Below are 12,215 nucleotides of genomic sequence, written 5' to 3'. Positions count from 1 at the left end.
GCTGTCTTAACTGTAGTGTTAGCATTAAAAACGGTTTGGTTGCCATCTAATAAATCTCTTGCTTCTACTTGTAAAATATGAGCAATTTCATACAGCAATTCTAAACTGGGTTGCCTCCTATTCTGCACATAAGAATTTACCATATTGTAACTCTTACCTAGCTTCTCTGCTAACCAAGTTTGCTTAATTCCTTTGCCCTCTAGTACGTCTTTAATACGGTTCATAAATGCAGTGATTTTCAGTGTCAAATATAATCAATTACACATTAATATATCATAATATGATATATTTATTAATTACTAAATGTGTTTTTTATTTGTTTACATTGTATCTTTACACCCTAAACCTAAATACTTCCATATGTCTTTTGAACGTGTTCAAGAAAAATTAAACATCCTAGCAGATGCTGCAAAGTACGATGTGTCTTGCTCCTCTAGTGGCAGCAATAGAACCAACACCAATAAGGGATTAGGTAATGCATCTGCTTCTGGTATTTGCCATACATATACAGAGGATGGCCGTTGTGTTTCTTTATTAAAAATACTACTTACCAACCATTGTATATTTGATTGTGCCTATTGTGTAACACGAAAAAGTAATGATATTAAACGAGCTGCTTTTAAAGTACAAGAGGTAGTAGATTTAACTATAAACTTTTACAGACGTAATTATATTGAAGGTCTTTTTTTAAGCTCTGGAATTTTTAAAAGTGCCGACTATACTATGGAACGCTTGGTTGCTGTGGCTAAAAAATTACGTTTAGAAGAAAACTTTAATGGATATATACATTTAAAATCTATTCCTGGTGCTAGTGATGAGTTAATGCGTGAGGCTGGTTTGTATGCAGATAGGCTAAGTGTAAATATTGAAATTCCGACTGAAAAAGGCCTAAAACTTTTGGCTCCAGACAAAAATAGAGCCGATTTTATTAAACCTATGATAAAGGTTAAAAATGAAATTATACAGTATAAAAAAGAAAAGAAGCTTATTAAAAGTACGCCAAAATACGCACCTGGTGGGCAAAGTACACAAATGATAGTAGGCGCTAGTGGTGAAAATGATATGCAAATTATGTACACCTCTAATTACTTTTACAAAAATTTTAATTTAAAACGGGTGTACTACTCTGGTTATGTGCCTATTAGTTATGATACGCGCTTGCCACAAATTGGTACTCCTGTTCCTATGCTACGCGAGAATAGATTGTACCAAACCGATTGGTTATTGCGATTTTATGGGTTTAATATTGAGGAAATTTTAAACGAAAAGCACCAGCATTTAGATTTAGATATTGATCCTAAATTAGGATGGGCTTTACGTAATTTACACGAGTATCCTATAGATGTAAATAAGGCCGATAAGCATATGCTGGCAAGAATACCTGGTTTGGGTATGAAATCTGTTTATAAGATACTAAAAGCTAGGCGTTACAGAGAACTTAATTGGGACCATTTAAAAGCTATTGGCGTATCCTTAAATCGTGCACAATACTTTTTAATTTGTGCGTCTAATAAATTTGAAAGTAGAGATTTAACCGCCGAAAAAATTAAAGGCTTAATCCTACAAAATTCAACAAGTAAATATACGAGCATGCTTAGCAACCAATTAAATCTTTTTGGATAGTCTTTTGTTATGGAAACCACTTTAGTTTATGATGCCTCTTTTGATGGATTTTTAACTGCGGTTTTTACTGCTTTTGAGATGAAATTAAAAACAGTAAAAATTGTTCCCAAACAACGATTTCAACAACCTTTGTTTGGGGATTCTGAAACAGTGTATACCAACCAAGAAAAAGCAAACCGTGTTTGGGCTGGTTTAAAAAAGAAGCTTTCTACAGACGAAGCACGTCGTTTTTATTATGCTTTTTTGAGTGAAAAAACTAGTGTAGAAGATACCTTATACAATGCCATAGTCTATGTGTTTGCAGCTACAACCAATGTGGGATCTAATTATACCAACAAATACATATTAGAAATAGCCAAACTTACTAAAAACGTAGGACGAGAAAAACACAGAATGGAAGCTTTTGTACGGTTTAAACTTACCAAAGACGGTATTTACTTTGCAAATATAGAGCCCGACTTTAATGTGTTACCACTTATAAAAAGGCATTTTGAAAAGCGTTATGCAGATCAAAAATGGCTTATTTACGATTTAAAACGTAAGTATGGTATTTATTATGATTTAGAAAAGGTAGCTATCATTACGTTAGAGTTGGGGGCAGATTTTGATCCTACCAAAACGTCTGCAGCTATTTTTGCTGAAGTAGAATTAGAGTTTCAACAATTATGGAACAATTATTTTAAGAGTACAAATATTGCTTCTAGAAAAAATATGAAACTACACATACAACATGTTCCCAAACGATACTGGAAATATTTAAGTGAAAAAAGTGTTGTTTAACACAAGGTTTTTAGAGTAAAAAAATAACCTTATTTAAAAGATTGTGAGTGTATTTAGTAATACATTCTAAAATCTAATAATTTACACATTTTATAATGTCTTTGATGCAACTCTTCTACAACATCTAACATATTATCATCTTCTTTAAATAAGTTAAAGAATGCGATATCTAAATCCGAACTAGTTATGCCATTATGCTCATTACCGTAGCCAGATACGCCTCTTGCCCCAGTGATATCTATAAAATACTGTGCTTCTTCCTCGTCTAAATCTAAGATTTTAGCATTTGAGAAATGTAGAATCTTACCTTCTAATCTTCCTTCAAAAATCTCTGCAATTTCTTGTAGGCTATAGTAATAATCGTTTAAACAAATACTATTTGCTTCCCCTGTTATAACCAAGTAGATTATTTCATAATTCTTAAAATTATGATCATCTAAGATCAATGTATTTAAGCTCGTTTCTAATCCTTCAATGGTATCACACGTTTTATAAATACTAGCTACACCATATTTTGTAGTTAACAGATCTAATTTTTTTTGAGCCTCTGTAACGGTATCTATTTCTATATCTTCTACTGCTTCTAAGCAGTAAATAAAATAATCTGGATCTATTAATTGTTCTTGGGGTAATTGTTGTCTTTTTTCTAACAAATTTCAGGGTTTATACATCGTATATTAAAGTGCAAAAATAATTATAATTAGCTTAATCGTCAAACAAATGCCAATACTATAGACCTAAAGTATGAGTAGCTTAGTGTATATAGCCAATTAAAATAAGTGTAATTTCTATTAAAAATTTTATTCTCTAAAATCGTCACAATCTATTTTAGTAATAGTGGTTTCTAGACCTAATTCTGGTGCGCCACCTTCTATTACTGCAGTAGTGTCTTTTAAATAAATTTTAAGCGTGGTCTTACTTTGTTTTTCTTTAAAGAAATAGTCATACCTAGCATCTATAACATCATCTTTTATAGTCCCCATTAGCATACCATTTCGCCTATCTTTGTCGGCTGGGGCAAAAACATAACTCCCTATCACAGTCTCGCCTTTAATTGTAAGTAGGAGCTCTACCACATCTTTTTTAGTGGTATCGATTTTATGTACCAACTCGTTCCTAAAACAAAGCGTAGCACTTGTAACAACCGGCTTATTCTCTTCTGGTACAGTAGCATCCTTTTCTAAACTCTCTTCTTGTTTTTTTATACTTTGTTCCTCTATATGTTGCTCTTGCTTTTCAGTGTTTTTACAAGCTGTACATAGCAAGCATGCAAACACAAGCACGGCGCTTATATGTAGTATCTTTTTCATAGTAAAAAATCAGGTGTGTAAACGATCTATTTTAAAAATAATAGTCGCAACAAAGGTATTCCAAAAAGGACAAATTATAAAATAAAACGCCCAAATATGCCCGTATATATTGCTTTAGAAATACCTGTGTACTAGTTTTTTAAAAGTTACCTTTGTACCATATATTATTTATATGCTTATATTAATTATTGCTTGGTATTTTTCTAGCGCATTATAAAGGCTATTTTTTTACGTTTTGGTTATAATTAATAAAATTTTAGTAGCCAACTTAATGGCTGATTGCTAGTAAGTATTTAATAATAGTTTTTAATCTTACGCTTTGCATATATCATTAACCTGCAATTCGTTTCAATTTAATAGAAATATGACATTTTTAAACAAAGATGTAACTATAAACAAACCTGAACCTATACCACAAAGAAAAGGGTTGCACTTATTTAATAGAGCTGCAGATGTAAAAAATACAATGCAGACCTTAGATGCGGGTAAACCTGTATTAATTACCGACTTTTATAGTAATGGTTTAACCTTACTTAAAGAGGTACAATTGTACCTTAAAAGAAGAATGCCTAACAAAACGTTTAACGAACAACGTGCGTTTAGAGCTGCATACCGTAGATTATCTAATCTTATTTTAATAGAAATTGCAGGCCAAAAACTAACGGTTGGCAAAGCACCTTCTATTGGTTGGTTGCAAAAATTTTACGCAGAAGAAAAAAGTAGTTTTTTACTACCTTTTCCGCAAGTACAGGGATTAAATAGTTCTTGGCAATGGTATAAAAACGGAATTGTTATTCCTGTTTTGCGTAACAAAATACACCCGTACTACGGTACCTATTTCCCTACTAGATTTGACCATTTAATCCTTTTTGATAATTGGTTAAAACGATATTCTGGACCTAAAAAAACGGCTATAGATGTTGGTATAGGTAGTGGCATATTGTCTTTCCAAATGGTAAAGCACGGTTTTCAGAAAGTATTTGGTACAGATACAAACCCTAATGCTATTGCTGGTTTAAAAGAGTTTTTGGGTGATACTAAACTATCTAGAAAAATAGAATTAGACTACGGACATTTATTTGGATCTTGGGAAAAACAAACCGAGTTACTAGTATTTAATCCGCCTTGGTTGCCTAAAACTAGTGAGAACGATAAAAATGATGAAGCTATTTATTATAATGAAACCTTATTTCCTGATTTCTTTACTGAAGCAAAAAAAAGGTTATTACCTGATGGAAAACTCGTAATTTTGTTCTCTAATTTAGCAGAGATTACTTCTGTTACCAAAGACCACCCTATTGAAATAGAATTGGCCAAAGGAAACAGATTTACATTAGAAAAATGTATTAAAAAAACAGTAAAAACTGCATCAGATAAAACAAAAAGAGATCAACATTGGCGTGCTTTAGAAGAAGTACAACTGTGGGTCTTAAATCATAAATAACAGAGTTTCCTAAAGATACCAGCGAATGCCTAATCTGGATATAATACATGAAAACAACGATTTTATAGTTGTAAACAAAACAGCCGGACTTATAAGTGAGAAAAGCCCTTTTGAAGATATAACTATAGAAAGTTTAGTTCATACCCATATTTTAAAAAGCAAGAAAAAGCCCTATATTGGTGTTATACACAGGCTAGACCGTGTAACAAGTGGTGTATTGGTTTTTGCCAAAAAGAAAAGTGTATTAGTCGCTTTTAACGAGTTGTTTAGTAGTCGTAAAGTACAAAAAACGTACTTGGCTGTGGTTAAAAATAAACCAGCAGAAGACAAAGGTATCTTGCAAAACTTTTTGATTAAGAATTACAAAGAAAAAAGAGCAGATATAGTAGCGTCTAAATCTAAGGAAGCTTTACAATGCAGTCTTTCTTACGAAGTTATAGACCAAAACAATTATGGTTATTTAATAGAAGTAAAGCCTAAAACAGGTCGTTTTCACCAAATAAGAGCGCAATTAGCACATTTGGGATCGCCTATTCTTGGAGACGATAAATATGGATCTAAGGAGGTATATGCACCGCTATCTGTTTGTTTACACGCTTGGAAATTAACGTACCATAAACCAGATACTAACGAACAAATTACATTTGAAGCGCCTTTACCCAAAAACGCCCAATGGACTTTTGATAAAGTATAGCTTTTAGCAATTTATAAAAAAATAAAAAAATAAAAAAGGCGCAAATTGTATAAACTTGCGCCTTTTTACGTGTAATAGCTGTAATTGAAGCTTATTTCTCTATTTTCCCCATAAAATTCCTCATTTTTTCAATAATGATGTCTGCATCTTCTTCCAATGCAAAATGTCCCGTATTTAGAATAGTATAATCGATCTCTTTTACATCTTTTTTAAATGCTTCTGCCCCACTTTCTGGGAAAAAGGCATCGTTTTTGCCCCAAACAATTAAAAGTGGCGGTTGGTTGTCTCTTAAATATTGTTGCCATTTTGGGTACAACTTTACATTGTTTTGGTAATCGTAAAACAAATCTATATTAACCTTATGTGCGTTTGGTCTAGACAATCTTAAAAAATCTAAATGCCAAGTATCTGGATTTACATTTTCTGGATTTCTTGTACCGTGAGTGTATTGCCACTCTAAACCTTCTAAAGTAAATGCATGTAATAGAGCATTCTCGGTAGCTGTAGTTCTGTTTGCCCAAAGTTGTCTTGTAGTTGCCCAAGCATCTCCTAAACCAGCCTCATACGCGTTACCATTCTGGTTTATAATAGCTGTAACACGCTCTGGATGTGCCGTTGCAATTCTAAACCCAATTGGTGCGCCATAATCTTGGATCATAAGTGCATAGGAGCTTATTTCTTTTTTTTCTAAAAAAGCATCTATAGTAACTGCTATATTGTCAAAAGTATACTCGTAATCTTTTGATAAAGGAAAATCACTAGCGCCAAACCCTGGATAATCTGGAGCAACTAAATGGTAACTATCTGCCAATTGGTTTAATACTTTTCTATATTGATGAGATGAGGATGGAAACCCGTGTAATAAAACTATAGTTGGGTTTTCTGGATTACCAGCCTCGCGATATGCGATGTTTACACCCTTAATCGCCATTTTTTTAAATGTTGTGTTGTGCATTTTTGTTTTGGTTTTTGTTGTTTGTAGTACTCTTGTGCTTTGGGCTGTATCCTTTTTTATATCGTTACAGCCAAATAATAGTATTGATGCTGCGCAAAGCGGAATTAGTTTTTTCATGTTACTTGTTTTATTAGTGTTCTAATTTTCGATTAAATTCTTTAGTAGTTATATCGTTAATGCTGGCATATCTTTTTTGCATTAAAATCCCAATTCTCGTTGTCATAAGATTTAAACCATTGTCCTTGTTAGTTTTTGTACTCAAGTTCGTTGTTCCGTTTATCAGTTAAAAAAGCTTCTACTTCTTCCCTACCGTTACTAAACTTACCACTGTTGCAATCCTGTATCTACAGTGTATGCTTTAGATCTGTGTATTGGGTCTTCGGTAGTCCATGCACCTTCTACTTTTTTAATTTTCTCATTTGCCGTTTGTTTCGTAAAAGGCCGTAACGCGTATTCTTATTTTAGTAGTCAATGTTTTTTACCGAACGTTCGGTAATTAAATGAGGTAAAACTTTTACTGTTTTAAATATCTATTTTCAATATTTTTTAACGTATTTTCAAAAATTGAAGTATCATTTAACGCTTTAGTCAAAATTAGACTTCCTTGAATTTCTATTAAGGTTTGTACTGCGTGTTCTGTAGCTTCTTTTTTATTAAATTTTAAAGCCAAACCAACAGTATTAAAAGCCTTTATATATGCGGTAATACCATTGCTAATATGCTTCTCAAACAATTGCAAGCCGTTTTCCATAGAAAAAGCTCTAAATAAGCAGCTATAACTACCTCCGTTGTAAAGGGTACTTATATGATCTATTGCTTGTTTTAATCGGGCCTGGGGTACAATAGATTCATCATTTAAAGCAAAAAAAATTGTCTCTTTTACCCATTCGTCGATATGGCTAAAAACAGAATTTGCCATTTCTTCTTTTCCATCAGGAAATCTATGATACAAACTCGCTTTTTTTAAACCTGTTGCCTCAGATAAATCTTTAATACTTGTCCCCTCATACCCTTTAGATCTAAATACTTTACCTAAGGCAGTTAACAAATCTTTATCTAATACTTTCTGTGGTCTCATACCGCAAAAATAGTATAAATATTTTGCTTTACCAATCGTTCGGTAACCAAATGTAAGATTTAAAAATTTTATTTTTATTTTAGATAATTAGCCCTTTAAAGCCTATTAGAATCTATGATTTAGACTGATAAAAACCCAATAATTAAATACAACTATTGGGTTTTATTTGAAAAATTAGACTCTTAAAGAAGCATTACTTTTTAGAAATTTGCTCAACTTTAAGTTTATAGTCTTGATATAATGTGGTGTTCATAGCTAACATATCTATGAATTCACCAACCTCTATCATCTCTAATAAAGTAAGGTTGCATTTCTTAATTTGTGGAAATTCGCCTCCATTATCAATACATTCAATTTCATAATGGCCCTTTGCATGTAATACAATAGCTCCATCTTGTACGTGCTGATAAATGTAGTTAAAACTTAAGATCGCCTTAGTATTATCTATCAATTTCACATCCATCTCAAACGGTCTGTGAGAGTGTCCCCATTCTTTGTTAAGTTGATTAAAACTATCTTCAAAAGCAGCTATACCTACTAAGTTACCACTTGGACTTAACCATTCAAAACCATCTTTATAAAGTAATTCTTTTACCAATGAAAAATTGGTATTTTTACTTTCATACAACGAAAAAAAACGATGCATCATGGCCTTAACTCTATATACTCTTTCTAATTCTTTAGTATCCATATGTAAATTTATTTAGAAGCAAAGGTCCGTTTTTCTTTACATGTACAACTTGCCATTTGGCAAGTAATACTAGAAAAATGAAATTGATTTACGTACCCTACTTAATGAAAATGGTGTTATTCCTAAAAATGAAGCAATGTGGTTTAACGGTACTCTTTGTAAAACTGTTGGATGAGTTTTTAAAAACTTTAAATACGATTCTTTAGCATCTAAGCTTATTAAACTTCGTTGAAAGTTAATTTTGGCAACTAATGTGTCATTTACTATTTTTTGAAAAGAACTCTCCCACTCCGGAATAGTAGTACAAAATAAGTCCCAAGACGCTCTAGAAAACTCTATTACTGTACAATCTGTTTCTGCTTGTATAGAACCAGAACTTACAGAAAACTCAAAGAAGCTTGTTATGTTAGTTACAAAATCTTTTTCTTTCATAAAATAAGATGTTACTTCGTTTCTTTAGTATCAATAAAATAAAACCGAAATACTCCAGTAATTAAGAATGCTATTTTACTGCATTTTTCTCCGCTTTCTACAAGAAACTCTGAAGCTTTGTAATGTTTCTCTTCTGTGTTTTCTACTAGTAGTTCTATATCTTCTTTAGACAGTTTAATGTATACATCTAAGTGTTGTAGCAACGTAGTTATCATGGTACTACTTATAGTGATTTTTAAAAAAATTAATTAGATTTTAATTGAATTACTAAATCCCTAAGTGCCATTACGTCTTTCTTTAACTCATCTAACGTTTTTTTAGCGGTATAATTATCTTCTTCTCTTGGTTTAAAAGCAGCTTTAGGGTCTCTTTTAAGCTCAACTATATAGTAATTAAGCCCTATGTTATACGTTGCAAGGTCTGTTATTGGATAACTTATGTCACCAGCTTTTTTTATACTGTTTGATAATTCTTTAGACAATCTTTTTTCTATAGTAAAATTTGTTGTGTTATAAAATACCAGTTCACTAGAGTTATCCGAATTAGAACCTAATGTTTGCAGCACTTCTCCACTTTCTAAGTTGTAGAGTTCTATGATGTAAATATAGCCAGTTTCTTTACCTTCTTCAGCATTACTTATAAAGTTCATTTTTATCTGTAAAGGGGCGTCATCATAGATTGTATAACCAGTCATTTCTACGTTTTCCTTTCCAGATTTACTTTTTAAAATAGCTCTTCTGTCTTTAATTTCTTTTTCTAAATACGTTATTCTATCCTTTTTTTCTGCCAAATAATCACTAGCAATCTTCTCTATAGCTTCAAAGGATTTATCTTCTATTGTTTTTACATAAATTTCATTGATAGATGTACCATCGTATAGCGCTGCTTTATTTATCTTCTCTCTTCTAGATATGGTCTTAATTACCATTAAATTATGATCTAATTTTTCTTGCTCCAATGTACTTTTACCTTGCTTAAGTTCTTTTACTATATTTTCAATTTTTACATCTTTATCTAATTCTATGCAGCTTGTGAAAGCAATGAATAAACAAATTAGTAGTAGGCTTGCTTTATTTTTTAACATCTTATATTGTTTTTAATTGAATATTTAATCAACCAAAAGACCTATAACGAATCCTTTAATTATTAAAAGAGCAGAGAAAATACTGGATAAAATTGAAAAAACCATAAAAAAGCTAGAATGTTTTTTATTGACTTTAACCATAGCCTTAGAGGCCTTATGTCTTAACCTAAGTTAGTAATAAACTATATAAACCAGGTTCAAATTTTGAAGCATAATAGTGTCTCTTCTATGGGTAACTTAGGAATACTATTTTTAGTAGCTATACTTAAAACATTTGACTACACTTCCTGTAAGAACAGCACAATTTAAAATCCCTTGTTTATTTACAAGTACATATCCATTGGTACTATACTCCGTTGTATTTGTTTGAACCAATTTTATAGGATTGAAAATATTTTTATTTAATTACGAAGCACTAGTTTTTGTAAACAACAAAAAGTGATTAGAAATAACAGTCGCTTCTAGTTCTTCACCTGCAGTTAATTAGTTACTTTTTTATGCTCTAAATTATAAAGATTACCACTGTTATTAAATGGATGAAAAAAGTATACTGTCCCTGCTTCTACCTTTCTAAAATCTGTTATAACATTGTTATTACTCTGAAGTCCTATTCTAAATTTTGATGTATAAGCAACATTTAAGACGGCCATAGGTATAACATACATTTTTCTGTTTTGTTCAAAATATCCGTTTTTAATTCTACCTCTAATCTTAATTGTTTTTAATACACTATCGTTGACAGTAACGGTTGCATTAATTCTTTTTTTATGTACTGCTTCTAGTGTAATTAAAAAGATAGGATCATCTTTGGAGTCTTTATGATATATAGCATCGCTCTCTTTTCTTCTAAAAAAAGATCCCCAAAAAAATTCTGAGGCATTTGCCGGGTTTTTATTGTTATTTTGATAGGTACCGTTTATTAAATGTAAGTTGTTTTCCGTTAACTCTATCCTATTTTTTACCTCTGGTGCTTTTTTAAGTGTTGCACAAGAGCACATTGCCAAGAAAACAAAGATGTAGGTAGTAATTTTATAGATGCGCATAATAAACAATTTAAAGTTTCTTTATAAATAGTAACCTAACAAATTTGCAACTATTTAATAGCATAACATAGCCTACTTGTGGTAAAAATAAACTAGCTGTTTATAGGGTATTAAAGTCTCTAGTTTACATCTATTATAACTAATAATTTTAAAGATGAAAAGTGAGTTTTTATAAAACTTGCCCGCCTTTTTCCGTTCGTTGATTTTTTATCAACTACAATTCTAATATGTGTTATGGCACCACTTAAATTCCGATAAACACCATCTCCATACTCATAATCTTTTGCAGTGTTATAATTGGTTTACCGGCTTATTTACGTTAAAAAAATGGCCTTAAATTGGGATTCCTATGATGGTCTATATTATTTCTGTAATTTTTAAACTCCATAGTTTTGGGTACGTATAATTATAGGTTACATTATCCTTGATTACCTATAATGCATCGTCTAACAAGCTAATTTGTTTAGCTTCTGTTTGGGCAAAACCAAATTGTAAAACTAAAAGTAAACGTATTTTTTTTTATAAAACTATAATTTTCATTTACAATCTGAAGACTTTAATTGTCTTAATTCTAAGACATTAGTAACCGCGTAAGTACTGGCATAATCTGCGGCAAAGCCATACTTTTCCTTACCTCTATCTATAATTTCAATAGTAGTATAAATTTGTGTGTATGGTTCCTTACCCAGAACTAAAGCATAGTAAAGTTTCTCTAATTTACCTGTTTCTTTAGAGTTATCAGTAATCCAAAATACCTTATCGCTACCACAAGGCTGAAAACTAGCAACTTCTACTCCAAAGATTAATTTTCCGCTAACGGTCTCTGTTTTATATGCGGTTAAATAATCTACCTCTTTTTTTAAACCTTTTATGGTATCTTCTAGTCGTGCTATTCTACTACTCATAAAAATATCGCTCTTTGTTTTATTGCTTTCTTCTGTATGTAAATTAGACGCATATTCCTGGTCTTTACAAGAAGTAAAAAATAGAGTAGTTAGTAGTATTAGAGATAAAGTGTGTTTTAGTTTCATACCATCTTTTTAAAGTTGCACTACAATACTGCGGTTAACAATATTTAGAT

Annotated in this window: 15 protein-coding genes and 1 pseudogene; 4 read left to right on the top strand and 12 right to left on the bottom strand. The window is 31.4% G+C overall.

All coding sequences use genetic code 11. The features are described from left to right. Positions 1-47 precede the first annotated feature (47 nt). Positions 48-224 (bottom strand): annotated as a pseudogene (locus M4I21_RS00690) (helix-turn-helix transcriptional regulator); the annotation flags it as partial. A 136-nt stretch (positions 225-360) separates the two neighbouring features. Here M4I21_RS00690 and M4I21_RS00685 point away from each other — a divergent pair. Further along, positions 361-1,623 carry a putative DNA modification/repair radical SAM protein gene (locus M4I21_RS00685; RefSeq protein ID WP_249557032.1) on the top strand — a complete coding sequence of 421 codons (1,263 nt, stop codon included), beginning with the start codon at positions 361-363 and terminating at the stop codon, positions 1,621-1,623. A 9-nt stretch (positions 1,624-1,632) separates the two neighbouring features. Beyond that, positions 1,633-2,403 carry a TIGR03915 family putative DNA repair protein gene (locus M4I21_RS00680; RefSeq protein ID WP_249557031.1) on the top strand — a complete coding sequence of 257 codons (771 nt, stop codon included), beginning with the start codon at positions 1,633-1,635 and terminating at the stop codon, positions 2,401-2,403. 53 nt (positions 2,404-2,456) lie between these two features. Here M4I21_RS00680 and M4I21_RS00675 read toward each other — a convergent pair whose 3' ends face one another. Further along, positions 2,457-3,056, bottom strand: coding sequence for a DUF6642 family protein (locus M4I21_RS00675; protein WP_249557030.1), 600 nt, complete (start codon positions 3,054-3,056; stop codon positions 2,457-2,459). A 147-nt stretch (positions 3,057-3,203) separates the two neighbouring features. Then, positions 3,204-3,713 (bottom strand): hypothetical protein, encoded by a 510-nt coding sequence (locus M4I21_RS00670; RefSeq protein ID WP_249557029.1) that lies wholly within the window; start codon positions 3,711-3,713, stop codon positions 3,204-3,206. A gap of 364 nt (positions 3,714-4,077) precedes the next feature. Here M4I21_RS00670 and M4I21_RS00665 point away from each other — a divergent pair, with 364 nt between their 5' ends. Next, positions 4,078-5,157: a methyltransferase gene (locus M4I21_RS00665; RefSeq protein WP_249557028.1), complete on the top strand. Its 1,080-nt coding sequence runs from the start codon at positions 4,078-4,080 to the stop codon at positions 5,155-5,157. A gap of 25 nt (positions 5,158-5,182) precedes the next feature. Next, positions 5,183-5,851: an RluA family pseudouridine synthase gene (locus M4I21_RS00660; RefSeq protein WP_249557027.1), complete on the top strand. Its 669-nt coding sequence runs from the start codon at positions 5,183-5,185 to the stop codon at positions 5,849-5,851. Between the two features lie 91 nt (positions 5,852-5,942). Here the strand turns inward: M4I21_RS00660 and M4I21_RS00655 are convergent, their stop codons facing one another. From M4I21_RS00655 to M4I21_RS00615, 9 genes are all read right to left on the bottom strand, one after another. Beyond that, entirely contained in the window at positions 5,943-6,923 is a 981-nt protein-coding gene (locus tag M4I21_RS00655) for an alpha/beta fold hydrolase (RefSeq protein WP_249557026.1), read from the bottom strand. 204 nt (positions 6,924-7,127) lie between these two features. Beyond that, positions 7,128-7,217 (bottom strand): hypothetical protein, encoded by a 90-nt coding sequence (locus tag M4I21_RS18630; protein WP_349628824.1) that lies wholly within the window; start codon positions 7,215-7,217, stop codon positions 7,128-7,130. Between the two features lie 103 nt (positions 7,218-7,320). Then, positions 7,321-7,884 carry a TetR/AcrR family transcriptional regulator gene (locus tag M4I21_RS00645; protein ID WP_249557025.1) on the bottom strand — a complete coding sequence of 188 codons (564 nt, stop codon included), beginning with the start codon at positions 7,882-7,884 and terminating at the stop codon, positions 7,321-7,323. 193 nt (positions 7,885-8,077) lie between these two features. After that, complete coding sequence (locus tag M4I21_RS00640; protein WP_249557024.1) at positions 8,078-8,575, bottom strand: hypothetical protein; 498 nt, start codon at positions 8,573-8,575, stop codon at positions 8,078-8,080. A gap of 69 nt (positions 8,576-8,644) precedes the next feature. Continuing rightward, entirely contained in the window at positions 8,645-9,007 is a 363-nt protein-coding gene (locus M4I21_RS00635; protein WP_249557023.1) for a Crp/Fnr family transcriptional regulator, read from the bottom strand. An 11-nt stretch (positions 9,008-9,018) separates the two neighbouring features. Then, positions 9,019-9,222 carry a cyclic nucleotide-binding domain-containing protein gene (locus M4I21_RS00630; RefSeq protein WP_249557022.1) on the bottom strand — a complete coding sequence of 68 codons (204 nt, stop codon included), beginning with the start codon at positions 9,220-9,222 and terminating at the stop codon, positions 9,019-9,021. A gap of 29 nt (positions 9,223-9,251) precedes the next feature. Then, positions 9,252-10,091, bottom strand: coding sequence for a hypothetical protein (locus M4I21_RS00625; RefSeq protein WP_249557021.1), 840 nt, complete (start codon positions 10,089-10,091; stop codon positions 9,252-9,254). A 479-nt stretch (positions 10,092-10,570) separates the two neighbouring features. Further along, complete coding sequence (locus tag M4I21_RS00620; protein ID WP_249557020.1) at positions 10,571-11,134, bottom strand: hypothetical protein; 564 nt, start codon at positions 11,132-11,134, stop codon at positions 10,571-10,573. A gap of 536 nt (positions 11,135-11,670) precedes the next feature. Further along, positions 11,671-12,165, bottom strand: a complete 495-nt coding sequence (locus M4I21_RS00615; RefSeq protein WP_249557019.1) for a hypothetical protein — start codon at positions 12,163-12,165, stop codon at positions 11,671-11,673. Positions 12,166-12,215: the final 50 nt, after the last annotated feature.

This window comes from Cellulophaga sp. 20_2_10, from assembly GCF_023476645.1.
In the GTDB taxonomy this organism is placed as follows: domain Bacteria; phylum Bacteroidota; class Bacteroidia; order Flavobacteriales; family Flavobacteriaceae; genus Cellulophaga.
Note: the sequence above shows the minus strand (reverse complement) of the source record. Positions and strands in the feature narration are given on the sequence as shown.